At 50.7% G+C, this 25,314-nt stretch carries 28 protein-coding genes and 1 pseudogene; 16 read left to right on the forward strand and 13 right to left on the reverse strand.

Going from position 1 to position 25,314, the window contains the following annotated elements; genetic code table 11:
- Window positions 1-149: 149 nt before the first annotated feature.
- The 3 genes from BMY01_RS14055 (at window position 150) to BMY01_RS14065 (ending at window position 1,752) form a co-directional block, all read left to right on the forward strand.
- Window positions 150-971 carry a DUF932 domain-containing protein gene (locus tag BMY01_RS14055; RefSeq protein ID WP_074748789.1) on the forward strand — a complete coding sequence of 274 codons (822 nt, stop codon included), beginning with the start codon at window positions 150-152 and terminating at the stop codon, window positions 969-971.
- Window positions 972-1,186: 215 nt separating this feature from the next.
- Complete coding sequence (locus BMY01_RS14060) at window positions 1,187-1,474, forward strand: CopG family ribbon-helix-helix protein (RefSeq protein WP_074748681.1); 288 nt, start codon at window positions 1,187-1,189, stop codon at window positions 1,472-1,474.
- The gene (locus BMY01_RS14065) at window positions 1,462-1,752 is read left to right on the forward strand and encodes a type II toxin-antitoxin system RelE/ParE family toxin (protein WP_074748683.1); all 291 of its coding nucleotides are present in this window, start codon (window positions 1,462-1,464) and stop codon (window positions 1,750-1,752) included. Before BMY01_RS14060 ends, BMY01_RS14065 begins: the two co-directional genes overlap by 13 nt.
- Before the next feature lie 787 nt (window positions 1,753-2,539).
- Here BMY01_RS14065 and BMY01_RS14070 read toward each other — a convergent pair.
- Window positions 2,540-2,953: a response regulator gene (locus BMY01_RS14070; RefSeq protein ID WP_074748684.1), complete on the reverse strand. Its 414-nt coding sequence runs from the start codon at window positions 2,951-2,953 to the stop codon at window positions 2,540-2,542.
- 273 nt (window positions 2,954-3,226) lie between these two features.
- Between BMY01_RS14070 and BMY01_RS14075 the strand changes: the two genes are divergently transcribed.
- Both BMY01_RS14075 and BMY01_RS14090 read left to right on the forward strand, forming a co-directional pair.
- Complete coding sequence (locus BMY01_RS14075) at window positions 3,227-3,469, forward strand: hypothetical protein (RefSeq protein WP_074748687.1); 243 nt, start codon at window positions 3,227-3,229, stop codon at window positions 3,467-3,469.
- 1,239 nt (window positions 3,470-4,708) lie between these two features.
- On the forward strand, window positions 4,709-6,826 hold the full coding sequence (locus BMY01_RS14090) for a putative bifunctional diguanylate cyclase/phosphodiesterase (protein ID WP_074748691.1): 2,118 nt from the start codon (window positions 4,709-4,711) through the stop codon (window positions 6,824-6,826).
- Between the two features lie 19 nt (window positions 6,827-6,845).
- On the opposite strand, the gene BMY01_RS14095 is transcribed toward BMY01_RS14090, so the two are convergent.
- The 4 genes from BMY01_RS14095 to BMY01_RS17855 form a co-directional block, all read right to left on the reverse strand.
- The gene (locus BMY01_RS14095) at window positions 6,846-6,998 is read right to left on the reverse strand and encodes a response regulator (protein WP_254772760.1); all 153 of its coding nucleotides are present in this window, start codon (window positions 6,996-6,998) and stop codon (window positions 6,846-6,848) included.
- 28 nt (window positions 6,999-7,026) lie between these two features.
- A complete protein-coding gene (locus BMY01_RS14100; protein WP_074748693.1) occupies window positions 7,027-7,764 on the reverse strand; it encodes a PEP-CTERM sorting domain-containing protein in 738 nt (245 codons plus the stop codon).
- Between the two features lie 113 nt (window positions 7,765-7,877).
- The gene (locus BMY01_RS14105; RefSeq protein WP_074748695.1) at window positions 7,878-8,795 is read right to left on the reverse strand and encodes a GGDEF domain-containing response regulator; all 918 of its coding nucleotides are present in this window, start codon (window positions 8,793-8,795) and stop codon (window positions 7,878-7,880) included.
- Window positions 8,792-8,956, reverse strand: a complete 165-nt coding sequence (locus BMY01_RS17855) for a hypothetical protein (protein WP_175463276.1) — start codon at window positions 8,954-8,956, stop codon at window positions 8,792-8,794. Before BMY01_RS17855 ends, BMY01_RS14105 begins: the two co-directional genes overlap by 4 nt.
- A gap of 169 nt (window positions 8,957-9,125) precedes the next feature.
- Here BMY01_RS17855 and BMY01_RS14110 point away from each other — a divergent pair, with 169 nt between their 5' ends.
- From BMY01_RS14110 to BMY01_RS17865, 5 genes are all read left to right on the forward strand, one after another.
- Entirely contained in the window at window positions 9,126-9,416 is a 291-nt protein-coding gene (locus BMY01_RS14110; protein ID WP_081353952.1) for an NADPH-dependent FMN reductase, read from the forward strand.
- Between the two features lie 387 nt (window positions 9,417-9,803).
- Window positions 9,804-10,043, forward strand: coding sequence for a hypothetical protein (locus BMY01_RS14115; RefSeq protein ID WP_139176926.1), 240 nt, complete (start codon window positions 9,804-9,806; stop codon window positions 10,041-10,043).
- A gap of 92 nt (window positions 10,044-10,135) precedes the next feature.
- Window positions 10,136-10,540 carry a lysozyme inhibitor LprI family protein gene (locus BMY01_RS18835; protein ID WP_074748698.1) on the forward strand — a complete coding sequence of 135 codons (405 nt, stop codon included), beginning with the start codon at window positions 10,136-10,138 and terminating at the stop codon, window positions 10,538-10,540.
- A 217-nt stretch (window positions 10,541-10,757) separates the two neighbouring features.
- Window positions 10,758-11,081: an FAD-dependent oxidoreductase gene (locus BMY01_RS14125; RefSeq protein WP_074748700.1), complete on the forward strand. Its 324-nt coding sequence runs from the start codon at window positions 10,758-10,760 to the stop codon at window positions 11,079-11,081.
- A 49-nt stretch (window positions 11,082-11,130) separates the two neighbouring features.
- Window positions 11,131-11,280 (forward strand): hypothetical protein, encoded by a 150-nt coding sequence (locus BMY01_RS17865; RefSeq protein WP_175463278.1) that lies wholly within the window; start codon window positions 11,131-11,133, stop codon window positions 11,278-11,280.
- A 110-nt stretch (window positions 11,281-11,390) separates the two neighbouring features.
- Here BMY01_RS17865 and BMY01_RS18840 read toward each other — a convergent pair.
- From BMY01_RS18840 to BMY01_RS14135, 3 genes and pseudogenes are all read right to left on the reverse strand, one after another.
- Window positions 11,391-11,576, reverse strand: a pseudogene (locus BMY01_RS18840) (hypothetical protein); the annotation flags it as partial.
- Window positions 11,577-11,832: 256 nt separating this feature from the next.
- Window positions 11,833-12,471 carry a hypothetical protein gene (locus BMY01_RS14130; RefSeq protein WP_074748702.1) on the reverse strand — a complete coding sequence of 213 codons (639 nt, stop codon included), beginning with the start codon at window positions 12,469-12,471 and terminating at the stop codon, window positions 11,833-11,835.
- Window positions 12,472-12,553: 82 nt separating this feature from the next.
- The gene (locus tag BMY01_RS14135; protein ID WP_139176927.1) at window positions 12,554-12,784 is read right to left on the reverse strand and encodes a hypothetical protein; all 231 of its coding nucleotides are present in this window, start codon (window positions 12,782-12,784) and stop codon (window positions 12,554-12,556) included.
- Between the two features lie 457 nt (window positions 12,785-13,241).
- Here BMY01_RS14135 and BMY01_RS14140 point away from each other — a divergent pair, with 457 nt between their 5' ends.
- The 4 genes from BMY01_RS14140 to BMY01_RS14155 all read left to right on the forward strand — a co-directional run bounded on the left by BMY01_RS14140 (window position 13,242) and on the right by BMY01_RS14155 (window position 16,838).
- Complete coding sequence (locus BMY01_RS14140; RefSeq protein WP_139176928.1) at window positions 13,242-13,814, forward strand: hypothetical protein; 573 nt, start codon at window positions 13,242-13,244, stop codon at window positions 13,812-13,814.
- A 91-nt stretch (window positions 13,815-13,905) separates the two neighbouring features.
- Window positions 13,906-14,193, forward strand: coding sequence for a ribbon-helix-helix domain-containing protein (locus tag BMY01_RS14145; RefSeq protein ID WP_074748707.1), 288 nt, complete (start codon window positions 13,906-13,908; stop codon window positions 14,191-14,193).
- Between the two features lie 280 nt (window positions 14,194-14,473).
- The gene (locus tag BMY01_RS14150; RefSeq protein WP_074748709.1) at window positions 14,474-15,463 is read left to right on the forward strand and encodes a tyrosine-type recombinase/integrase; all 990 of its coding nucleotides are present in this window, start codon (window positions 14,474-14,476) and stop codon (window positions 15,461-15,463) included.
- A gap of 484 nt (window positions 15,464-15,947) precedes the next feature.
- Window positions 15,948-16,838, forward strand: coding sequence for a hypothetical protein (locus tag BMY01_RS14155; RefSeq protein WP_074748711.1), 891 nt, complete (start codon window positions 15,948-15,950; stop codon window positions 16,836-16,838).
- Between the two features lie 320 nt (window positions 16,839-17,158).
- Here the strand turns inward: BMY01_RS14155 and BMY01_RS18425 are convergent, their stop codons facing one another.
- From BMY01_RS18425 to BMY01_RS14185, 5 genes are all read right to left on the reverse strand, one after another.
- On the reverse strand, window positions 17,159-17,923 hold the full coding sequence (locus BMY01_RS18425) for a PEP-CTERM sorting domain-containing protein (RefSeq protein WP_074748712.1): 765 nt from the start codon (window positions 17,921-17,923) through the stop codon (window positions 17,159-17,161).
- Between the two features lie 142 nt (window positions 17,924-18,065).
- The gene (locus BMY01_RS14165) at window positions 18,066-18,656 is read right to left on the reverse strand and encodes a hypothetical protein (protein ID WP_074748714.1); all 591 of its coding nucleotides are present in this window, start codon (window positions 18,654-18,656) and stop codon (window positions 18,066-18,068) included.
- Window positions 18,656-18,928, reverse strand: coding sequence for a hypothetical protein (locus BMY01_RS14170; RefSeq protein ID WP_074748716.1), 273 nt, complete (start codon window positions 18,926-18,928; stop codon window positions 18,656-18,658). Before BMY01_RS14170 ends, BMY01_RS14165 begins: the two co-directional genes overlap by 1 nt.
- A gap of 7 nt (window positions 18,929-18,935) precedes the next feature.
- Complete coding sequence (locus BMY01_RS14175; protein ID WP_074748718.1) at window positions 18,936-19,400, reverse strand: hypothetical protein; 465 nt, start codon at window positions 19,398-19,400, stop codon at window positions 18,936-18,938.
- Window positions 19,401-19,980: 580 nt separating this feature from the next.
- On the reverse strand, window positions 19,981-20,142 hold the full coding sequence (locus BMY01_RS14185; protein WP_081353954.1) for an HU family DNA-binding protein: 162 nt from the start codon (window positions 20,140-20,142) through the stop codon (window positions 19,981-19,983).
- Window positions 20,143-20,362: 220 nt separating this feature from the next.
- Between BMY01_RS14185 and BMY01_RS14190 the strand changes: the two genes are divergently transcribed.
- Complete coding sequence (locus tag BMY01_RS14190) at window positions 20,363-23,770, forward strand: TM0106 family RecB-like putative nuclease (RefSeq protein WP_074748720.1); 3,408 nt, start codon at window positions 20,363-20,365, stop codon at window positions 23,768-23,770.
- Between the two features lie 167 nt (window positions 23,771-23,937).
- A complete protein-coding gene (locus BMY01_RS14195; protein WP_139176929.1) occupies window positions 23,938-25,314 on the forward strand; it encodes a phospholipase D family protein in 1,377 nt (458 codons plus the stop codon).

A 25,314-nucleotide genomic window follows, 5' to 3' on the forward strand; every position in this document is an offset into this window, starting at 1 on the left:
ACCCCACCCATTCCCAACCCTTGCCCGTGAGGGCAAGGGCTGTCTCCCCACTCCCGTCGCCCCCAGGGGCGAGGCGAGGAGAGTCCGAATGAGAGGATGTGATTTTTCACAGCCGCTCCTTCATCAACCATCTCTTCAAGGAGGCAATCATGACACTCGCTAGCAGTTTCCGTAGCCCTGCAGTTTTCCGTTCCGAACATCCGCTGTCCGATGAACAGATAGCGTGGGTTGCGCCCTCTATCTTTGCCCAGGGCAAGCATTACAGCCGCTCTCACCGGTACGCCTACATCCCTACCTGCGAAATCCTGCGAGGCTTGCGCCATGAAGGATTCGAGCCTTTCATGGCTTGCCAGGCGCGCGTGCGGGATGAGGGGAAGCGGGAATACACCAGGCATATGCTTCGTTTGCGCCATGCAAGCCAGATCAACGGCGAGGAAGCCAACGAGATCATCCTGCTCAACAGCCATGACGGGAGCAGTTCCTACCAGATGATGGCCGGAATGTTCCGTTTCGTGTGCGCCAATGGAATGGTGTGCGGAGATACCCTGCATGATATACGGGTGCGGCACAACGGCGATGCCGTGAACACCATCATCGATGGAGCATATACGGTGCTGGAGAGTTTTGAGACGGTCGGTGAGCAACTCGAAGAGATGAAATCGCTCACCCTGAATGAAGGCGAGCAAAAGGCTTTCGCACGAGCCGCCTTGACCCTCAAGTATGAAGATTCGGAAAAACCGGCGCCGATTACGGAAGGGGATTTACTGACGCCGCGGCGTTTCTCGGATCGTGGGAGCGACATGTGGACGACCTTCAGCCGTGTTCAGGAAAACCTTATCAAGGGCGGCATACGGGGACGAAACAAGTCCGGGCGCTCCATGACAACCCGCGCTGTGACCGGCATCGACCAGAACGTGAAGCTCAACCGCGCATTGTGGGTGCTGGCCGAGGAAATGAGAAAGCTGAAATAGAGGATTACTGGGGGCCAGTATCTTCGACTGGCCCTCAGTCTTGTTTTGGCAACGTCGAAAAGTACCAAATGTCAGGAGGCGTAGGCAATCTGCATCTCAGCTGTCAGTGCATCGCGTAAAACAGTGCGGGTAGAGTTCTGCCTGGATAGCACTTCTGGATTTGTTACCGTGGGTATGGTAAGGTAATACCACTAGATACCAAAACGGAGACTGCCATGGCTGCTGTTACTCGCCCAGTGGCGATCAAGATTGACCCGGATATCAAGGAGCGCGTGAAGCGTCTGGCGACGGCGCGCCATCGCACAGCGCACTGGCTCATGCGCGAGGCAATCACCCAGTATGTGGAACGCGAAGAGAAGCGAGAGGCCTTCCGCCAGGACGCGATCAAAGCCTGGGAAGAATACCAGGCCGCTGGATTGCATGCTACGGCTGAAGAGGCGGAAGCCTGGCTGGCCAAGCTCGAAGGAGGTCAGGACGCTGAGCCGCCAGAATGCCACGTCTGATCTGGACGCCTCAGGCGCTGCAGGATGTGCAGCGCCTGTATCGCTTCCTTGCTGGGAAGAACGCGGATGCTGCCAGGCGGGCCGTCAAGGCGATCCGCAAAAGCGTGAAAGTGCTTGCGCACCAGCCTGGGATCGGTCGTCCGGCCGAGGACATGGAGCCAGAGTATCGGGAGTGGATCATCGACTTCGGCGACAGCGGTTATGTGGCTCTCTACCGCTATGACGGCGAGACGGCAGTGATCCTAGCCGTGCGCCACCAGAAAGAGGCGGGTTACTGAGGGACCGCGGGAGGGAGTAGGCATCAAGTTCAATACTCGTGCATCTTCACCCCAGATCTCCGGGAGGGTGATAATCCCCGCGTTCTTGCCTGCAGCCTTCAGGCACGTTCAAAATTTCCTTCCAACCAGAGCGCCATTACTTCGTCGGCAAGTTCGTCCAGATCCCAGCGTGACAAATCCACACCGTCATGCAGCACAATATTCTGATTTTTGCATCGGTAAATGCAATGCGGGATGCACCACGGCGCCGGTAGTGCAAATGTGTGGCGTTCCGAACTGGGCTGATCCTTCTTCGCCAGATTGTGGGGCAGTAGTTTGCCGTGTTAGAGAAAGTTGGCAAGGGTCAATATCCTGGCCATTTGCTGATGCCATAACAGTTGCTCCTATCTGTAGACCCCCTCTATCTACAATAGCCTCCTAGTGATCAATCATGGAACCACCCATGGCATTCGTAACCAAGATGACTGCGGAGGAGCACCTTAGGTGGTCGAGTAGCCCAAAGGAAACTTAGCCCTCTGTGCCAGTAATTCTATCCAGAAGGTGCTTCTTACATCTTCGGTGCTGGCCACGCCAATGGTTCAATGGTTCCCCCATAATTTCCACGAGTTTTTGTCACAGTAAACCCAATGCTCGTCCTTCTTCAGAGCAGTCCTCCTGTCCCAGCCGATTGTAGGGCTCGAATAACTGGTCGATTTTCTCAGGCGGCACGCTCTCAAACCAGAATGCTTTATTAGCTTACACAGCTAATAAGATTGGGCAACCGGAACATTGCTTCATTTTTAGCCCATTATGGCATTTCGCTAATGGTCCAATATGTGTCGATCGACCTCATAACTTCGACGAATTTCCGGTAGTCGACGGGCTTTCCCATGTACCCGGCCACCCCAAGATTGAAGCTGTTTAACTTGTCCTGTTGTTCATTTGATGTCGTCAACACCACTACCGGGATACGTCTAAACCTGTCGTCATCCTTTACCGCTTGCAGAAATTCGATGCCGTTCATAATGGGCATGTTCAGGTCCAGCAGAATGAGACAAGGTTTATCGTTGGTTTCGCCCTCCAGGTAATTCAACGCGTCCTCGCCGTTTTCCCGGTGCACGGTCTTATTTGTAACGTGAATCTCCTTAAGCGCGCGCATGACTGTCATGGTATCCACCTGGTCATCTTCAACCAAGAGAATAGGCTTATTGGTGACCTTCATAGTGGTTTTCCTATATTCGGACTAAGGGATGGATGGGCGCGCACTTTGCCCTGACCCTTGGAATTTCGCGATTCATTCTTATCCAAGTGCTGAAAACTCCATTCTCTGAAAATTTCGTCGGATGGATTGTCGAGATTTAGCTTTTTCTCCCTCCGGCGGTCTCATCCGTGATTTGCATTTCGAAGCGGGGATGTGTTTTAACACATTATTATGTATAAAGAGTATAAAGACTGAAAAGTGATTTTTTGTGGTCCGGTAAGGAATCGTGATGAAATGGACACCATAGGTCTCACGAAACAAGAGAGTGCTCACATTAAAAAAGGCGGTCGCGTGTTCGTGGTGGACAAAATCGACGGCCCTCTCTGGCGCGTGCTCTCTGTATCAAAAACTGGCGTTGAAGTATTGCTCAAGCCTGAAGGGGCGGACGGTTTCCCGGATAAGTCGCGGGCTCAATACAACGCTTTGATGATCGCTGCCATCTCGGTGGACAGACCTTTAGTTCGGCCGTTTAATTGAGAGGCCGCACTATACCTTTGTCACCTGTGACGTCTCGCAAAACGGTGGTACTCGCATTCGACGTCGTTTTCTGCTCGAATCAACTGCAAAGAACGAAGCGCTCATGCACCCGCTATCTGCAGTTTGCCAAGCTCGCTGCGCTACAGTTATTGCCACTTCGTTCAGTGAGGAGAAACTTGCCCGGCGGAAGCACTAGGCGCACATCATGTGGTCAATTACCGAAAAGACAAAAACTGGGGTGACAGCGTGCGTCGCTTAACCAACGAACGCGGGATCGATCACGTTATTGAGTCGCTGGCTACATTGACCCAATCTCATAACGGCGCGATCGGCGGACATGTCGCGATGATTAGGATTCTTTTCGGTATGACCGCCATGTTGCCCCTGCTTTGCAGCAGCCCCAGTTTTGGGCATCCGCTCAGGGGGAACAATCAGCACTTGTCCCCTCTTTTTTAAAACCAGTTCCGCAACGTCATCAAGCAGCCCCCGGTCTTCCTGAACGCTAGTCCGGCGGAGAACGGCGCTTCTTCATCCTTCATCAGTCCCACACGCACCGCAGTTTTGGGGACATATATCCGTCCGCTGTGTAGAAAAAGACGTTGTGATGCAGTGTCAGTTTTTAGTTCTTTCTTCTAAGAGGAAATGGTGTATCAAACTTGACGGTCTGGGGGAAAGCGAGCTAGGACATGTATGGGATTGAGGCAATAGCGGAATCTGTAGAGAACCCCTCTTCTAGGGGATGAATAATTTCGGGTTGCCGAACTCGGAGATAATGGATGACTTTATGGCAGTGTTCTGAGCATCGCCGTCCCTCCCGATGGAGGCACATGTGGCGCAAAATGGGTGGCTGCGATTCCTGGCGAAGTACATCAGCTCAGGCAAGTATCGCTATGCTTCACCTGCTGGACTGAATGCTTTGGAATGAACTGGTTTGAAAGAATGATGAGCTTAATCTGCTCTGAGCAAATCAACCTTTACTTCGTTCTGGCATATTCCGTCTCGCTCGAAAACGGTGATATTTTGCAAGGCGGTTTGTGCGATGCTTGAAAGCGCTTCGGTTCAAGGTAGTCTTACTTCCCTTACTTGCCGAGATGTCGGATTCTACCGAATGAGTATGCAGATTGTTCTCCGGAAGCATTATGTCGTCAAGCTTGGAAATTCAGCCATGCCTATGCTGGATCTTGGGCAGGAACAGAATCAGGGTGAGTCGAAAGGTCCAATCCGCTGGAGGAATAGAGTTTGAGGCTCACCGCATTCTTCGCTGTTTTCCATAACAAGGAAACAAGAAAAGCACTGGAGAAAAAAACAGCGGAATCGAGCCGCTCGCTTTCGCTGTGCAAGGCTACCATAGAGTTGACGGCTGACGGGCTCCTGGTGACGGACAGGCTGGGCCGCGTGCTCTACCACAACCAGCTTTATCTGGAGATGTGGCCTATTCCCGAGGAGCTCATGGATAATACGCCACACCGGGCAATTGTCCAGTATGGTTCGAGGCAATTAAAAGATCCACAACAATTCCTGCACTCGACAGAGGAAATCTATCACGCGTGGCCGGCTGAAAGCTTTGATCTCCTTCAGTTTAACGATGGTCGGGTATTTGAGCGCTATACCAAGGCCAAAATCCTGGAAGGGCAAAACATGGTGCGCGTCTGGAGCTTGAGAAACATTACTGAACGAAGGCAGGCGGATGCCTACAAAGCGCAGCTGGCGGCAATTGTCGAGTCCTCCAACGATGCGATCATTGTCCAGGACCTCAACGGCATTATTACCAACTGGAATGCCGGGGCAGATGAGCTTTTCGGGTATCGTGCCAGCGAGGTAATAGGCTCTTCCGTAGAAATACTGATTCCCCCGGACCTCCTGGGAGAAGAGAAGGGTATCATGCGCCTCATCAAAAGCGGAAGACGCGCGGATAATTTTGAAACCGTGCGATGGGGAAAGGGCAGGAAACCCATTGATGTCTCGGTCACGATATCAGCAATGAAGGATAGTGCCGGCAACATCATCGGCGCATCTAAAATAGTGCGCGACATCACCCAGCGCAAGGAATCCCAGGAACGCATCGAGTATCTGGCCCATTATGACTCGCTGACTGGGTTGCCTAACCGTACGCTGCTCGCCGATCGCCTCAAGATCGCGATCGAGAACGCGAGGCGGTATTCCCTAAGATTGGCGCTGCTATTCGTGGACATAGACCGCTTCAAGCTGGTCAATGATTCGCTTGGCCATGAGATTGGCGACAAGCTGCTTAGGGCGGTTGCACAGCGAATGCAGTCCGCAGTTCGCCAAGCCGATACGGTGAGCCGGGTAGGGGGTGACGAATTTATTGTCCTGCTGAGCCGGATTGAAACAGCGACGGATGCGGCACGAAGCGCGGAAAAGCTTATTAAATCAGCCTCCCAACCCTATCAAATAGAAGAGCATGAGTTATTGCTGACCGCGAGCATCGGGATCAGCATTTATCCAGACAATGGCAAGGATGCGAGCAGTCTGACGCGCAATGCGGACGCCGCGATGTACTCAGCCAAAGGGCATGGCAGGAACCGCTATCAGTTCTATTCTGAAGACTTGACTTCGGCGGCGGTGGAACGCCTCAACCTTGAACACGACCTGCGCGGCGCGCTTGCGCGTAACGAAATTTTCCCGGTATACCAGCCACAGATAGAGCTTGCTACCGGACGGGTCATCGGCGCGGAGGCGCTCATGCGCTGGAACCGTGCGGGACAGGGACTGGTCTCTCCTGCAAGTTTTATTCCCGTAGCCGAGGACAGCGGTTTAATCCTGGCTCTCGGTGAATACATCCTTAAGGAATCCTGCCTGCAGGCGCGTCACTGGCACGAGCATCAGGGGTTTGAAGGAACGATTGCGGTAAATGTTTCAGCCGTACAGTTCCGCCAGAACGATTTCACGGATGTTGTATTGCGCGTCCTTTCCGAAACAGGTTTTCCGCCGGAGCGCCTGGAACTGGAAGTCACCGAGAGCGTCGTGATGCAGGGGTTGGAATCGGTGGTGCAGAAAATGGGTATCCTGGAATCGCACGGTATAAAACTGGCCATCGACGATTTTGGCACCGGCTATTCCAGTTTGTCCTATTTGCGGCAGTTCGCCATTGACCGGCTAAAAATAGACCAATGCTTCGTTCGTGACCTGCCCGGGAACACCGACGCCCAGGCAATTATCCGCGCCATGGTTGCGATGGGACGCAGCCTGGGCTTACGGGTGATGGCAGAAGGCGTGGAGACGGAAGCGCAAGCGCACTTTCTCCAGGACATCGAGTGCGCGGAAAGCCAGGGCTATCTCTATGCAAAGCCCATGGAGCCAAATGATTTTGAAGCCTGGCTAAAAACCAGGAATTAGGCTCTTCCTGAATTTTGCGTCAGGGCATCTCGCTGATCGTCCAATACGCATCGATCGACCGCAGGACTTCGACGAATTGCCGGTAGTTGACAGGCTTGGCAATATATCCTGCCACGCCGAAGTTGAAGCTGCTTAGCTTGTCCTGTTGTTCATCCGATGTCGTCAGCACCACTATCTATTCGAGACAGGTCCGCGTCAAGTTAGCAGGCTTTCCTTATACGTAATTTCTTGTTAAGAAATACCATTGCCGCGAGGCCAAGCCCAAGCAGGGGCAATGTTGCCGGCTCTGGAACATTGGCAGGGAGTTCGGCGGGAGGGGTTGATGGGAATTCGGCGTCGATAGGAAGTTCGGCAGGAGGGGTCGATATGGGTTCGAACACCTGCTGATTGAGCAGGCCCGAGCTTCCCACGTCCAGGAGACCGGAAGCGGCAAGCTTTGAATAAACCCCATTCTTATTCGCTACCTTGATATCCCAATTACTGCCGTCAATATCAAACCTGAAGGAATTCCCATCGAGGAAGAAGGTTTCCGAGAAATTGAAACCGTTGAAAACGCCGTGCTTGAACTGGATAGCTGGTTCTTCGCCAATATTGGCACTGCCAAAATGAAACGCCAACGGACCGCTTCCCAGGGAAATCGAGAAAATGAAATTGTCCGAGGCATCCATGATTGAAGCCAGCGGAATATTAACGATACCGCTATGCGCAGCGGGCGCCAGACTTGCATCGAACAATACGTGACCGCTGACAGTACCTTGAGGACAGCCGTTGCAATCTTTGTCTTTGGTTCTTTGCAACTCAAGTTCAGTGCTGAAGTGGGGGGTGTTGGTAACGCTTCCGGAAAAATCGGCGCTGAGGTAGAGGGGAACGGCTTGAGCGGGAGGAAAGGCGAATAACAGAAGTGCTGAAATAGAACTTGCTCCAAGCCGTTTGCTCATTTTGCCCCTGTCGGTGAAAGAAAAAAGTACTACAGCTTCATCTTACGGACTCCTCCCATATTTCGCTATTGGACGGAAGTACTAGATCGGTAGACAGGAGGCCGAGATGGTGATTATTCATCGACATATTTCAGCCTGGATTCGGCCATCCGGCTCGACATTTCAACTCGATTCCGCCCGGCCTCTTTTGCTCGATAAAGTGCTTCATCGGCGGCTGAGATAAGTGCGCCTGCATCTTCACCTTGTCCACAACCCGTCGCGATACCCACGCTCACAGTCATGACAATTTGTCCTGTGCGGCTGTTGACAGGCTCCCCGCTGATGGAACTACAGATTCTTTCGCCCAGAGCCATGGCCTGGCTCCAGTCGCAACCCGATGCTGTAATGAGGAATTCCTCGCCTCCATAGCGCCCAATCCGGTCATAACCACGCAATACACCTGACATCCGCCGGGCTGCCTCTTGCAGTATCTCGTCACCGGTTGGATGCCCGTAGGTATCGTTGATTCGCTTGAAGTGATCAAGATCCGCAACCATAACGCTCGTGCAGATACCTTGACGGGCTCCCCGCTCCAGCTCCTTCTGCAGATAATCCATGATGGAGGCTCGGTTCCATACACCCGTTAGATAGTCACGCGTGGCCTGGATATGTAGCTTTTGATGCAGACCAAGTATTCGTTCCGCAACCCGTAGCCGGGCTACGAGTTGTTCTTCATCGAAGGGTTTGGTAATGAAATCGTCCGCACCTGCGTCCATGCCTTCGAGATAGCTGCCCTTGCTGCCCAGCGCCGTAAGAAGGATGATATACGTATATTGCAGACCAGCCTCGCTGCGGATCATCCTGCACAATTGCGGACCATCGATATCAGGCATCATCCAGTCAGAGATGAGCAGAGGATATTCGTCCTTTTGCCAGGCTTCCCAAGCCTTACGCCCATCCTCTATTGCCGTTACGGTATGCCCCAATTTCCGGAGGGTGGCGGCAAACAACAGGCGTGAGGTAGTATCGTCTTCGGCAATGAGTACCTTCATGATCGAGCTGTATCGGACAGTGGCACACGATGGAGATCTGACAGGGTAATTTCGCACTTCACCCGTCCAAATTCCATTTCAATTTGTTCTACCAAAGTGACCGCTCCACTCATGTCGCCGACTTTACCTGCAAGCTCCAGCTTTTGAGCAATATCCGCCATGGAATGCGCGCCATACCGAACGAAGATTAGGTTAACCATAGTAACGGAGAGACTGAGGACGCATTGCCGCCTCAGAAGTGGAAATGCCCCACTACTTTCGCCTTCCCAAATTTAGAAGAAATGCTTCTGAGAGCAACAGGACAAGTTGATCTGAAAAAGAAAGGGGCTTGTGACACTGGATGCGGACTTTCCACCTGTCGCGCGTGCCTTCAAGAAGGCCATAGCCGATGTCGATGCCGTACTTTTCGTAACGCCGGAATTCAATCGCTCGATTCCTGGAGGCCTTAAAAACACAATCGACTGGGCAAGCCGCCCTTGGGGCCAGAACTCTTTCTCTCACAAGCCCTCGGGTATGATTGGCACCTCTCCCGGGGCGATCGGAACGGCGCTGGCTCAGAGCCAGCTGCGCGTTCTTTCGCTCCAGGGCTTGGATAATTCCCATAGGTCGGCACCGATATAGCAGGACGGTCAAGTTTGGTGACCATCAGTACACCACCTTTCCGGACGAACTCTAGCGCAGCTTCAAATCGGGCACAAATGGCAACCGAGGAAACCTGTTCCCGAAAGATTTTCTGGCATTTGACGCATTCGAGTTCTCTCAACTCCGCTTCGAAACCCCGATTTGAGCCTAATAAGATTGAGAATCTGCACTCAGAGAATTGCGAAGCTAAGCTAATAAACAAAAAGCCCGCTTAAGCAAACTTCCAGATATCTCACTCACTCCGATATAGCGCTTTTTGGGGAGGTGGGCTTGATCTGTGTATCAACTCCATCTATGTTGAAAACAACAAACTAGATTTTCAGACTTCCCCTATTGAAACCGCCCTTCCGGGAGCAAGCACGCATCATGGACTGGGATAACAAGGAGTGGCGTTCACTCTGGACACTTGAAATGGTTTCCCGAATCGTGGTGCTTCGATCCAGCCTCACAGTCAAAGTGATGAGCTCACCAAATGATCCAACGAAAGATTGTATCTTGCTTGAAAATACGGACAACCTGGATTTATCCTGCTGGGACTTGGGCGAGTTTACCGAGCAAGTAACGGCGCTATGGTTGGAAGGACATTTTGAGCGTGTTCAAATGTAATGGGATTTGGAGCAAGAATGTTTCCAAAATATGGGCCATGCACGTCCACCGAACGCCCTATTTAGCGGAGGTGCTGTTTATGGATAAATTTGATGAGCTTAAGGCGCGAGAATTCGCATAAATTTCTTCTTGCGGTAGTGGGCGCGCTCCTGATCTCTTGCGTGCCTCTGCTCACCTTCGCGCAATCGAAGCGGCCATCTGATAGTACACCTTGTAAAGATGCTGTATCACAGAGACAGATGAATGCGTGTTGGTCTGCGGCAGCATCGGATGCCGATCAGGCTTTAAGGCTTGAGCTAGATAAGAATAGGGAGGAACAGACATTGCATGATGCGCAACGGCATTGGGCTCAGTATCGTGATTTACAGTGTAAGCTCGAAGCCAAGCAGAGTGAAGGCAAACCCACGCAAATCATGGAGGAATCAATATGCCTTTGGCGAATAACACAAGCGCGGGCTAAAGAACTTCATCAACTCCGCGCAATGCGGCCGCATTAGCTGATTCTGGCTTCCTTCATCCTGAGCGTTATAGCGAACCCCGTCTGTACATTAGGTGAATTCATTGCGCTAAAGACGTTACCTGATCCAGAGCCTCGATTCTCACTCCAAAATCTACTGGGTCACCCTGAAGGTGGGCTTGCCACCGTTTTCATCCCCAGGAAATTTAATGCTTCCTCGCCGTTTTCCCGATGCACAACCTGATTAGGAACTTGAAGTGTCCACCATCATCCTGTCGCCACCGGACAAAATAATCGGACTGAAAGATGAGGAAATTTTTGAAATCTTCAAACGCGATGCACCAAGGTTGGGCATTGATAGCACCCGCGTCACAAACTACCGGGTGATACGTCACCCCGCCGACTTTTACTTACTGTCGCCGAACATGAATAGATTGCGCCCGCAATCACGCATTTCCGTCAACGGCTTGTTTCTCGCCGGAGATTATGTCCAGCAGTCTTTCATGGCCACCATGGAAGGCGCGGTAATTACGGGTAACAACGCAGCCCGCGACGTAATCAAGGCAGAAAAATCCATGTAGATAAGACCTGAATCCAAATACCTGGACGGAATATGAAGAGGAGCAATTTATGATGCAGGAAAGGATAAGGACTGAGCGAATACGGGAAAATATTGCCGCACTCGCTTCCGATATCGGGGAGCGTAATCTCTACCGGTATGACTGGTTGCCGGCAGGGCAAGCTTCATCGACCGATCCTGGGTGGGGTCGTCGCCCGTGAGAAAGATCGGAGCCGCCGAGAGTTTACCGAGCAGGTAATGGCGCTATGGATGGAAAGAAATTTTGAGCGTGATTGAAAGAAGAGGTATTTTCGCAGATGAGAAAATGCCATCAGTCGGCTTGCCGCTTTTCATTTTCCGCTGCAGTTGACCGCTGCCTTCCGCGTTGCTCCCGGCTTTCATACTCGACGTAATGGCTTCGCGGCAATCTCACGGTGAATACCGTTTCAGTCTCGTCTGACCGGGCTTCGATAGATCCGCCATGGCCCTGGGCGATTTCTTGCGCGATATACAGTCCAAGCCCACGGCTTTCCCATCTATATTAGATACGGTAGCCGACTTGAGAGTAAACGGAGAAAAACTAGCAGTTACTGGGATATTTGTAAAATCTATGTCTAGGCGAACACAAACGGAAACCATCGGTCTTGCCCTCACGCATGTGGGGGTGGGGGCGGTTCTGACCGGGGAACGCTGCGCCGGGCATTGAGGGGGAATTGGTAGAGTAGGCTATTAAAAGGCGACCTGCCCCTGTCAGGAAAGGTTTAAGGGAAATGTTATTTTTTTGAAACTTGGGGAGGAGATTGAGAAGCTTGTTGAGGGGGAAGAAATTGCCATGCAGCTACAGTAACAATGGTGCTTGTTATTAATCCTACTATAAAACCTATTGTCTGCGATCTTGCGGCGTTTTTCCATTGAAAATATTTAAAATCTTGGAGCAATTCTGGATCAAATAACCCAATCCAAGCCCTATATGCGGTGGCTGCTTCTTTGAACTTATAAACGGCTTCTTCCCGCTCATTAGGCGTGTTAGTTCTCGATTCAAGCGCTTCCTTATGGGTTTTAAGGGCGTATTTATGATCTTCAATAACCTTTTCTTTGGGGGCACATGCACACCATTTTGTTTTTTCTTTATTGGAAAGAATTTCGTTTGCCTGAGTAGAAAGCTTAAGGGCTATCTCTTGAGCTACTTCAAGGCCTGCATCCACCACAAACCTGAATGCGGTATCAAGATCAGATTGGGCATCTTGAACATTTGATCTTCGGTTTGCGGAGGCAATGGCAGATAAAACCTGGTTATTTTTTTCTGTTACAGAATGGAGCCTTATTCCCTGTTGAAGAAGTTCTGCGTACATTGGTTCTACAATCTCATTGTAGAATTTGTATACCCTATCTTCGGTATCGTTATCCAACATAATTATTATTTGAACAGGGATAAACAGAAAAGCCGCGTAGTATATAGCGCGGCTTTTCTGTTTACTGCTATCTTCTAGCTACTCACAAATTATTAAGGAGTAGATAAGATTCTTTGATGATTTTCTCGGATTGCTTCCGTATTTGTTCTGGGTCTACAGATACCGATTTTAACTTGCGACCAAGTTTCTTTTCAATGGCCTCTTCCATCTCGGCGGGAGTTCGAAACTGATCGAGTTTTTTTCCAACGATCTTCTCGAAATCTTTTCCCAAAAAATAGGGCTCACTTGAATGACCTGATCTTTTCACTGTCACTGTCCAATCCTCTAACTATTTTTCTTATTGAGCTACTGATTCGAATACACACTAAGTAAGTATTGCTAAGTACTTGTATTTATTGCCTTGGTGCGGTTGGCCGCATTATAATAAGATAATAAAAATTTGTCAAGTTTTTTCTTATGGAACTCTAAGAAAAATTTTGCTCCTCTTTGCTCCTAAGTTTAGCCCTTACTCTTATAGTAATCATAATAATTTTTTATCAAAGATCTAGTTCCATAATCTCTTTAATCTGGCAGATTTTCTGTACGGGAGGACACATATCAGAAAAGCTGGACCACCTCCTATGTCAAAAGACGCGAATTCTATCTTATTAGATGGTGCTAAGGTAATTCTAAGCAATATCCATTCCTGAAACTTTTTCAAAGCAGATTCAAGAGATTACATGAGGCCAAGTTTTTTAGGTAAGGAGGGTGTAAATATTTGCGACAATTTTTTGCTTAACAAACAATTTTATTATTTCGGTCATGACACGAAGGGGTGTCAAGGCCCAAGCCGCAAATCTGCCAATATCAATTCCAACAGTGGAGACGAAATTGACAGATTCCCTGACCCCAGATCTCCTGAAATTTTTTCAGCCGAGGGAAAGCACCCCTGCCAGCTCAGCGAGTTCGACAAGCTGGAAGCCGACCGCGAAAGACTGCTGATCCTGACCGGCATGGCGACTCTCCTTCAGACCGGGAGTTGCGCCAGCAGATCACCGACGCCCTCATTGCAACCGTGCGGGATATGGAAGCTAGAATGCGGCAATAGCGGTAAAGACAAAGGCCAGCTTTTGAGGGCTGGCCTTTGCGGTGATTTCTCACCCTTGTGCGGTCAACGCATCCTGCTGTACCGTGCCTTTCCTCTTTCTCTTAAATTGCTTGCTGAGTATTTTCGAGTCTACCTCGGTGCAGCAGACTTCCAGCCTCAAGGCGAGTCCACGATCAAGCGGACCGATATCGCGAGCACAAATAACAACCGCATCTACAACAAATTACCTCTCCCCTCTCGCCACTTTTACCCATGATAACATATTTTATCATGGGTAAAATGTTGGCAGAGATTCAGCCCAAAAGTATGATAAAGTATGATCATGAAAAACCTCTTGTTGACACCGAATGACCGAGCTCGAGCGCCTGACCATCACGCTCACCCCTGAACTTAGCGAAACGATCAAGGCTGCCGTCAACGAGGGCGACTATGCCTCAGCCAGCGAAGTGATCCGCGAAGCGCTGCGCGACTGGAAGCTCAAACGCGCGCTGCGGCAGGAGGAGCTCGCAGCGCTCAAGGCGGACATCGACCAGGCTTTAAGTGAGGTTGTGGCCGGACAACTGAGCGAATTCAATCGTGAGCGGATCGTCGAGCGCGCACGGAAACTGTTGGCCGCGCGCAAGCGCATGGGCTGACCAGCGGAAGCGGCTTGACCCGAATAGGCGCCTATATGACAATGGTGTGCATATATATATAGGAAAAAAATCGGGAGGCGCAGGTTGGAGTTTTTCCCAGTCAGCGCGCCTGTGTTTCGGTCACTGCCGCGGGTTGCCGAAAGGCGGGATGGAAAGACCGGGTGCGGGAGGATTCTCTCTTCCATCCTATGATCTTCGCTTGGCATGAGTGCTCGCGTTGAAAAACATACCCATATTATCAGCATGGATACTGACTTACTTGTCCTCAGGATGAATTGGCATGAGTGAAGAACTGATAGTCTCCCCGGCCGCACCGGCCTCGCCTGCCTCCGGCGCCGCCCTGACCTCGGCGCAATTTCGCAAGCTTGCCGAAGTTCCGCCCGAGATTGAGTGGTTCGCCAACATCGACAGCCGACAGACCCGGCGCGCCTACCAGAACGACCTGCGCGGCTTCATGGCTTTTGCCGGAATTGATAAGCCGGAGGACTTCCGGAGTGTCACCCGCAGCCATGTGCTGGCCTGGAGGAAGCGCCTGGAAGAAGAGCAGCTGGGGGGCGCTACCATCCGCAGGAAACTGGCCGCCCTCTCCTCCCTGTTCGAGTATCTGTGCGAGTCCAATGCGGTGACGCACAACCCGGTCAAGGGGGTGAAGCGGCCCCCGGTCGAATCCTGGCAGGGCAAGACGCCGGCGCTGGGTGACACGCAGGCGCGCGCCCTGCTCGAGGCCCCGAATGCAAAGACGCTCAAGGGCAAGCGCGACCGGGCGATTCTCTCCGCCCTGCTCTACCACGGCATCCGGCGCGAGGAATTGGCCAAACTCAAGGTGAAAGACTACAACCAGGCAAGGCGCGGGGTGCCGCATCTGCGCATCAAGGGCAAGGGCGGCAAGATGCGCTTCATTCCCACCCATCCCGGGACACTGACTCTAATCGAAGAGTATCTGGAGGCCGCGGGGCACGGCCAAAATGTGGATGCGCCCCTGTTCCGACCGGTCAAAAACAACGTGCACGGCCATACCTTGACAGCCCTCACGCCTGATTCGATCTATTTCGAGGTGGTGCTGAAGTATCTAAAGAAGCTGGGGATTTTTGGGGAGAACATGGGGCCGCATGTGATGCGCGCGACCGCAGCGACCAACGCCTTGGACAATGGGGCCGACATCGCTAAGGTGCAGGAGTGGCTGGGGCACGCGAATATCGCCACCACCCGGATCTATGACCACCGCAAGACTCGCCCGGAGGATAGTCCGACATTTAAGGTGAGTTATTGAAAAGGAGTAATGAATGTTTTGCTATAAATTAGGCTATTTTAAAACGTAAATTATTAATTCGAAAAAATACAGATCTAAGAAGCGTGGATACACCAGCTAACCTTGAAGCGATGCAATAGCCACTACAAGGGGGTGTAGGAGCATGAGCAACGGTTAATTTTTCCTGCTCATTAACAACTTTGATGTGCCCCCACTAAGCATCTATAAAACGTGGTAGAGCCCGATTCTTTAAAAAAGGCTCTTATCCCTGACTTGTTATTGTCAAAATCGGCACTTAACTTGAGTTTAATTATTATTTCCCGGTAATAACTCAAGTAAGTTTTGACTAATATTCACCCGACCGCAGCTGCTCATCAAATTGAGGATGCTGGCTTCAGCAACATTGTAACGAGAGACCCTCCCTCCATTTCCCTTAGGATCGGAACCTTAACCCCTAGTCGGTCTCTGTGGATATGATTTTTGTGGACTCATCGAGGACGATGCAATGCCATTAATCGATAGCGACGACTTAGAATCAACACAAGAAAGCAGCAAATTGTGGAACTCGATTGTAATCGCGGCGGCATTATTTCTCTTTACTTATTGGGTACTAAAATATCTTGCTCGCCCACGCTACGTTCCTAAACCCTCGAATGCAAGCGTCTGGAATGTTCGACCAAATAATAGTGCGACAAACGAACCTGTTAGAAGGAGATTCGTCGAGAATCAAGCGCGGGCGTTAGGTCAACCCGTGACCGACGCGCTCCTCGACGACGGTGTTGCAATGATGAGCAAGTCAGACGCTCACATTCAAGGAAAGGAGTCTGGCACGATGCAAGACCGGCACTTTGTGTCAACCAGTTGGCTTCGGGCGGCGGTTAAGGAGCTTGTGACCAACCCGAACCTTAAGGCTCATAATGAATTCCTTAAGCTGTTGGGCCTCATTAATCCAAACCTAGTACCAATATGGATTGACATCTATAACAAGGTAAGTAGCAGGGGTAAGAAGATATGGAACCATGTGGTCACGCCTACAGACATGCAAAAGTTTTTAGACGACCTACAGAATTCTGAGGCGAATAGAGCCATCTGGGATACAGCAGCTAACCAGCTAGCCGGAAACAGGCTCGATATTTCAGCTCAAACTAGCTTGCAGCATGCCCCTGGACACGTTTATGCGGTTGCTAGGCAGTATTTTCACACTTCTAATGCCTTACGCTTTCGACCAAGAGTGGAGGGGCTCTACATAGAAGATGACATTACACGAGGACCAAGCAGATTATGGCAAGTAAACTCCAACGATTTACCGATTCATCCAAGAGAGATATTGGGATATCAGACTTGGTTGATTGCCTACATTCAAACCGCAATCGATAAGCTTTTCGAGAAAAACTGAAGTTCTGCCCCATCCATACTTCACTTTTGCTTGCTCTAGGCTTTTTGGGAATTATAACGTCCTTTATCATTCATGACCCTGGAGCAAAAAGGGAGTAGCTAAATCTCACCCAGGCCCGCAGTAGTCGATCTTGAGCTAACGAAATTATTGGACTTTCTGCCATCCAATCGATGCGCTCATAGCACTTAATGATTAGACGCGGTGGGCTAATTTAAATTTTGCTGCTCAAACGCCAAAGAAAGAATGTCAGCTGCAATAAAAAGGAAAAGCCACAAAAGGGATAGAATCCCCTTGTGGCTCTAAATCTGGCTCTACTCTACTTAAGTAGTCTTGCGATGGCGTGCTAGGAAGCTCATCAAGCCCAATCCAACGACAAACATTGCGTAGGTCTCGGGTTCGGGGATAGGACTTACGTCAGCTGTAATATGGAAGTTGTCCATCGCTGCATAACCGCCCTCCAAGAGATCAATTCGCAGAGTTACGTTACCATTGGTATTGCCCATTGTACTGAGCGGTAGCGAGACTTCCGTCCAGCTGAATACATCACGCGGCGACGCTATACCCGAAACTTGCGCTACATCGAGGATCTTCCCAGAACCTAGGCCATTAACTCCATTAGGATTATCGTAAAGAGTGAATTCGAACGTTGGGACAGCTCCAGGTGTAACAAACGGGCCCCCAAATACGCTGAGATCAATACTCGAGATATCCATGCGCACGTTCATAAACGGGTTGCTTCCAACATTAAAAGACAGCCCCAGCCAATCATTTTGTTCCGTGGAAAGCATCCCCAAGGCATAATTTCCACCCTTGCCAGAAGGGTCGGAGTAGCCATGGCCAAACGCCTGATTGCCTGTTATAAGAAGTGTTTCTACGGTATTTGTTTGCGCAAAACTGAACCCAACTGGCTGGTCACCATAGAGTTCATTTACCGGATTGAAGATATTGACATCGCCGCCATCGTTTACAAAAGCCGCCGGATGCTCGAAATTCTGATCATATAAAGTCACCGCTGCATGTACGGGCGATGTAATGAACATTGTCATACTGAGACCAACAATTAGGGACGCTTGCTTTGAGTTCATTATTCTTCTCCTTTCTTGTGGTTTAAAAACATCTTCGAACGAGGGTTAATTCTCTCACCTGTTAAGAAACCTCATAGCTGAGCTTAACCTCGCTCATCATAATCCTGAATAGTGATTACTGGTAGAGGGAGGGGTGTGATGTTTAAACGGCCAAGGGCTTGTTCTCGACGCAATGAAACGCCGAAGAAGTTTGTGTCCGCTTCCAATTAATTTTCACGTCTTTACCCAAACTAAGTCCTGCTGCTGCAATAGCGGCCAACAGAATTGTCCTTATCTGCTCGGAACTCAGATTCGTGTCGATGTGCCAATTACCCACCAGTTTCCGGCTGTGTCTGTCGGCAAATGCCGGCGGCTTGCCAGGAAACAGCTCAGCAGGCGTTTTGGCGACATATGGGCGCTTCCTGCCGCAGGAACCCATTGCCTGCGCCATCGTTTCCCGACGATCCGGAAAATCTGTCCACAAGTGACGTAGAAGGTGAATATAGATGTCAATGCTGTACCGGTGCTCATACACTATCCCTCGATACTCAAACCCAAGCCTGATGGTTTTCACGGGAATTTGTGTAGAAACAGGTTGCAGTCGCGTGATGTGTTCCAGCTCCGCAGTCATAGCCTCACGACGACCTTCGAGAGTAGCGAACCATTTTTGGGACGCCTGGATAGCAGACTCAACCTGTTTCAGTTCCTGCATGAGAAACTGGAGTTGCAAGTTTAGTACGGGTTGCTCTTGCATTATTTCCTCCGGAGGCGACGAGTGCGATGGCCAATAGTAATGGTGCGGCCATCCGTAGTTTTTACCTTGTAAGCGTCGAACCATTCCGCGAGCCGTGATACCGCGCGTCGGCCCAGGTCACGCTCCATGTTTCTGATGCTGTTCTTATTAAGGTAGAGGGTGATAGCGCCACGGCCGTCGTATTCTTCCTGTCCATAGAGGTCAAGCAACTGTTCAACCATCGGCGGGATACCACGTTGCTGCGCCCGTATTTCCGCATGTCGGGTATTCATGGAAGTCCTAGGTCCGATTACGGCGAAGATCATCAGCAAGTAACCATTCCTTGTCGCGAGGCCTTTTAATCCATAGATCACGCCATGCGTTGCGTGCCGTGCCAGAAGCGATACAGTTTGCAAGACCAGACGGCGAAAAGGACTCACCCTCATACATGATTTTTTCATGCACTACTTCCGCGTAATAATCACGTCCCTTGTAAGCCATTTTGAGTTTGGTGCCATTGGGTAAGAAAATGGCGAGCCACTGATAGCCCTTGTCCGGGTCCCCTAAAGCTTCCCCCAATATTCGCTCAGCATCACGTTTGGCCAGATACTGCTCTCCCCAATACTGCTCGTCTTTCGTGCGCTCCAAGTAATCCGCCACGACATTTTCGATAGTTGAAGCCACATCTGCTCGAGCGTCACCGTAACGAAGAACGAACTCGTTGTAGATCTCTGAGGAAATTGGAACGAAAACAACATTATTCATAATTGACATCCTTTATAGTTTTTGAACTTACAAGCAACATAGTACGGTAGTTCATATAAGCACGTAAATAGCAATAATGCTTTCGATTTAGTCGGCCTGTAGTTCAACAAACGACCGTTTTTGGGAGGCCGTAAAAAACGGATGGGCTTGCTCCATTTCTGGCCAAAAACCCCTCCTAAAACCGTCTCTTGAAACTGACCCTCGGAAAAGCTAAAGCCAAGTTGAGTTTCTGGAGAGAAATTAGAAAAGGCGAGCAGAGGACTTTGGAAGAAATTCCCTAAATAATTAGGGCAAGGCCGAAGGTGGCGTCAGGAAAGTTTTCTTTGTTAAGGTCAGAGGGCCTGTGGGCATGCCATTTTTCAAGCAGAAGGTGAATGGCTACGAAGGATATGTGAATTAATAGACACGCCAATAAGCTGGTTTGCGCCGCAGCCTCACTGGATGGATCTTTTCAATAAATTTCCATCCCTCGGCCTCTCCCTCTACTACATGGGACAGTTCTCCGTATTGCCTGGAAGCTTTTCTGCCTCATCGGCGCATAACGACCCAATCGCCTAACAAGTCGCGAATAAGCTCCACCTCATACCAACGCTGCGCCTTTCCCAGCGTGCACGCACAACCATTCCCCTTTTTTTAAAGTCACCGAGATCACTTCAATCAGGGCGCGAACACTGGGTTCCGCCTCAGCTTTGCTTGACTCAGTTTTGGCGGCGATGGCCTGGATGAGTTCGTTTTTGTTCATGTTTTGACGCTCTGTTTTTAATCCTGAGATTATTGATGGCTCAATAGTTAGTGAGCTTGAGCAATAAGATATTGCTCATCACGCTCTTTTGAGCTGTCTGGCGGGATTCGGAGTGTACCTTAGTCCAGTAGTAGAAAAACCAGGAAAAAGAAACAATAACCATCAAACAAACAACATCAGGGGGAGAAGATGAAAAAAATGACAATTGCGGTACTCAGACATGAGGAATAATGGGGAAGCCATATACTTGAGTCCATCGGATCTGGTGGGACACTTGAGCTGTCGTCACCTAACGCAACTCGATCTCGCTGTAACGGTTGGGACGCTAAAGAAACCCAAGAACTGGGATCCACTGCTTGAAATTTTTCGCGAACGGGGGCGCCTACATGAGAAGGCGTTCGTTGAGCATCTGCGTCAGCAGGGGTACTTGCCGGTAGAAATCCCAGGGGTTGATATTACCCCATCTGCTGTCCACCTAACGAAGAAGGCGATGGAGGACGGACAGCCCATCATCCTACAAGGCGCGCTCCACCATCAGCGTTGGGCAGGACGGGCCGATGTTTTGCGACGTGTCGAGAAGCCAAGCACGCTTGGTTCGTGGGCGTATGAAGTTATTGATACAAAGCTTGCACGCGAAACAAAGGCCGGAGCAGTCCTGCAGCTGTGCGTATACGCTCATCTGCTTCAAGAGATGCAAGGGGCAGTACCAGAATATATCCACGTCGTTGCTCCATGGTCTGATTTTGTGCCGCAGACCTTCCGATTTGCAGATTTTGGGGCGTACTTCCGGAGAACAAAGGCAGCGCTTGAAGCTGCGACTGAGGCTGGCGCAGCTTCTCAGTTCTACCCCGATCCCAAGGAGCAATGTGAGGTTTGCCGGTGGGAAGCACATTGCGATCAGCGCAGGCGGAGCGACGACCACCTTTGTCTTGTTGCAGGTATTACCAAAAATCAAACGAGCGAGTTACAGAGAAATGGGATTGCTACTGTAGCGACTCTTGCAAAAATGTCGTTGCCATTGTCGTGGAAGCCGCAACGTGGAGCAACGCAATCTTATGAAAGAGCGCGGGATCAGGCGAGAATTCAGATGGAGTCCCGTGAGGCAGGTGAGCTGCGCTTTGTACTACTTCCTGTCATTCCTGAAGCAGGACTTTGTCTCCTCCCACCTCCTTCCGCGGGCGACATATTTCTCGACATCGAGGGTGACTCGTTTGTGGGGGAACACGGATTTGAATACCTCTTCGGTTATCAGTTCCGTGATGAAAACGGAAAGCTAGTTTATGTCGCGGACTGGGCATTTGATCGAAAGGGCGAGAAGGCAATTTTCGAGCGATTTGTCGACTTCGTAACCGCTCGCCTGAAGGATTATCCTGATATCCATATCTATCATTACTCCCCTTACGAACCCGGCACTCTTAAGCGGCTCATGGGCCGTTATGCGTCCCGTGAGAATGAAATCGATAATCTACTCCGTCGCAAAGCCTTTGTTGATCTCTACAACGTCATCCGACACACCCTCCGAGCCGGCGTAGAAAGCTATTCGATTAAGCAGCTTGAGCCGCTTTACCGATTCACGCGTCAAATAAGGCTGCTCGACGCGAATTCTGCCCTGGTACGCTTGCAGGCATGTTTGGAACTTGATAACGCGGCTTCGATTAGTGATGGGGACAAGCGAGCTGTCCAGGGCTACAACGAGGACGATTGCTCGTCAGCCCTAGCTTTGCGCGATTGGCTTGAGGAACACCGAACTTACCTAATACAGCGCGGTACTAACGTGCCACGCCCCCAGCCTGGTAAGGAGTCGGCAGGCGAAGAGCTTACCGAACGACAAGAGCTGGTCAAGGTACTCGTTGAACGCCTTACTGCTGACGTTCCGCTGGACTCGGAGCAGCGGACAGTAGAACAGCAAGCGAGATGGCTTCTCGCGCATATTTTGGACTGGCATCGCCGTGAATCCAAGGCGACATGGTGGGAGTATTTTCGTCTAGCTGCGCTAACGGCAGACGAATTGGTAGACGAGCGTGCCGCGCTTTCGAAACTCTCGTTGGTCGGCGTTGTAGACACTACTAAAACAGGAATTCCCACACATAGGTATCGATTTGAACAGCAGGATACCGATCTGCGTGGGGATGAAGAGCTTCGCGCGGTAGGCGGTAACAAGATCGGGAATGCTGTCACCGTTTCCACCATTAATCGCACCATTGATATCAAGAAGATGAAGGCGACGGCCGACTTACACTCTGCAGCAATCTTTGCCCACAAAATTTACGACGATAAGGAACAAGCTGACGCTCTGTTCCGCCTCGGCGAGTATGTGGCTGCCCATGGCATAGAAGGTGATGGGGACTATGAGGCTGCGCGGGCGCTTTTACTACGAAAGCTTCCGCGGATCGAAGAGCAACCGATCCGCCACCCGCACGAAACAGTCCTGGATGCCGCGCTTCGCATAGCTGGTTTACTCGAGGGTGGCATTTTTCCGATCCAGGGTCCACCGGGTACCGGAAAAACGTTTACAGGCGCCCGCATGATTTGCAAGCTTGTTAAGCAGGGTAAGAAAGTTGGGGTCACAGCCAACAGTCACAAAGTGATAAGGAACCTTATCGACAAAGTTCTCGAAGCTGCCAAAGAGATGAGTGTGGATCTATGCTGCATTCAAAAGGCCAAGGACAGAGAGCCCGACACGGACCATCTTCTTTTCGCAAAGGACAATAATCAGCTTTTGTCCGCTATGGCGAACGGGCAATGCCAAGTGGCCGGGGCGACTCACTTCTTATGGTCGCGCGAAGATGCATACCGCGTGTTAGATGTTCTTGTGGTGGATGAAGCTGCACAGATGTCGCTGGCTAATGTGCTTGCTGTATCACAAGCCGCACGAACGGTGATTTTGCTGGGCGATCCACAGCAGCTGGAGCAACCGATGCAAGGTGCGCATCCAGACGGAACAGGCGTCTCAGCGCTTCAGCACATTCTAGGCTGTGCCCATACTCTTACGCCAGACCGCGGCCTATTCCTTGAACAGACATGGCGGTTGAATCCGGAAATATGTGGCTTCAATTCAGAGCTTTTTTATGACGACAAGCTCGTTTCTAAAGAGGGGTGTGAGTGTCAGAAAATCCTCTCTGAGGGGTCGATTACAGGCAGCGGTCTCCGTTATTTGCGCGTAGACCATACCGGCAATAAGAGCTCATCGATTGAGGAAGCTGACGCTATAGTACGACTTGTCCAGACGATCTTAGCCAGCAAAACGACTTGGGTTGATCGAAATGGCAAAGTAGCACCCTTGACCCTTAGCGACATCTTGATCATTACACCGTACAACGCCCAGGTTTTTGAAATCCAGCAGCGCCTCCCGGAGGCACGAGTCGGAACTGTCGACAAGTTCCAAGGTCAGGAAGCTCCCATCGCAATCTACTCCATGGCAACTTCAAGTTACGCCGATGCGCCGCGGGGCATGGAGTTTTTGTACAGCTCGAATCGTCTTAATGTGGCAATCTCCCGCGCCCAATGCTTGGCCATTCTAGTTGCCTCACCTGAAATTTTTGAAGCCGAATGCAAGACTCCTCGTCAGATGCAACTTGCGAATGCGTTCTGCCGCTATCTGGAGCTTGCAACACCTCTCGAAGTCTAATGGCACGAAGCCACATAGATCGGTAATATGATGTGAAATGATCACTCTTGCATTGGCAATAGGTAACCGCTTTTCAAGAGATTTTCGCGCGAAAATTTTTCCCTTCCCCGTTTGCTGCTTTGTCACAGGCTACACCAAAGCGCCACTGAGGAGCGATACCGGGCGGTTTGGCCTATCACTTATCCCGAAGTTGCCTTTATCACTCTAAGAATAATCAGAATATGCTAGTCAACTTTTTAGCTCAGCCTCAAGAGCAACTGGGCGTTTACCTTCATGCCGCACTTAATGCGCCGACAGTTCCTACCTGTGTCACCATTGTGTCTGCATTCGCCTCTCTCCAGGCCGTACTTCGCCTCAAGCAACGTCTATATGAATTGCATGCTGCTAGCGCGCGTATTCGCATCGTAGTTGGCGTAGATATGGGAGGGACCAGTAAAGAGGTACTCAAAGAGCTTGCAACTTGGCCAGCAGAGGTTTTTGTCTTCAAGAACCGAAAGAGCGGCGTCACGTTTCACCCTAAGTTCTATATTGTGGAGACTGCGCACTACGCCGAAATATTTCTTGGCTCAAACAATCTTACTGATGGCGGCTTGTACGGTAACTATGAAGGGGCTGTTCGAGTTACCTATCAATTGCCAGCAGAAGCGATTCAACTAGATGTGGCAAAACAACAGCTCAACAAGTTTATTGAACCTACCCTCCCTACGGGAAGACGGCTCGACGAAGATTATCTCAACCTATTAGTTGCCCGGAGCGACATTCCCACCGATGCCGATTCCAGAGAACGGCGCAAAGCCGCTCGCAGTGCGTCGGACGGGGTGAGTGATGATGTCTTCGGTTACGAAGTTACGCCTGGACCACCAAAACTACCTATGGAGGTGCAGCAAGTTGTCATGGCGGCTGTTCGGCATCAGCTTGACCAACTCGATGCTCAGAAAGAAAGAGCTAGGCGACAGCGGAAGGCTGTCGAGAAGCAGGCGATAGCATCTGCCGCTGGCACATCCATAATTCTGCCGGAACTTGAGGCTAAAACAGACCCTCGCAGTTTTGTGCCAGTGGCGCAAATTGCGCCGGTCGCTTTTTATCTTGAGCTTACCATGACCAAAGGAAGCAGCGGGAAAATTCCGGGTGAACAACGTATACCACTTGAGGCCCTCAATGCGGCGCAGGACTTTTGGGGGTGGCCCGACAACTACGTTAAGTCTATCAATCCGCGGAAAGGCGACGCCCCTGGCGGTGAGGAACGCGTATACTTTAATTGGAAGCCCAAGTGGCGAATACGCTCAGTCGGCGAACCGGAAAAAGACATAGTTCAGGATATTCGTATGTACTTCTACCAAAATAGCTCTGACTTTCGCTTCCATTCCGGTGATCTTGCCAAGTGGGCTCAGGCTGGGGATATGGTTCGAATCACTCGGTGTGAGAACGAGCCCTATGTATACGAGTGTGTCCTAGCCGTGGACGGCACCTTACAGCATAAAGCGTGGAAGGCGCTGTGCAAGCCCGGTAGCGGTCGGTCGCGGCGCGTATTCGGTTTCTCTTAA

Source organism: Nitrosospira multiformis, from assembly GCF_900110185.1.
GTDB classification, from domain to species: Bacteria; Pseudomonadota; Gammaproteobacteria; order Burkholderiales; family Nitrosomonadaceae; genus Nitrosospira; species Nitrosospira multiformis_A.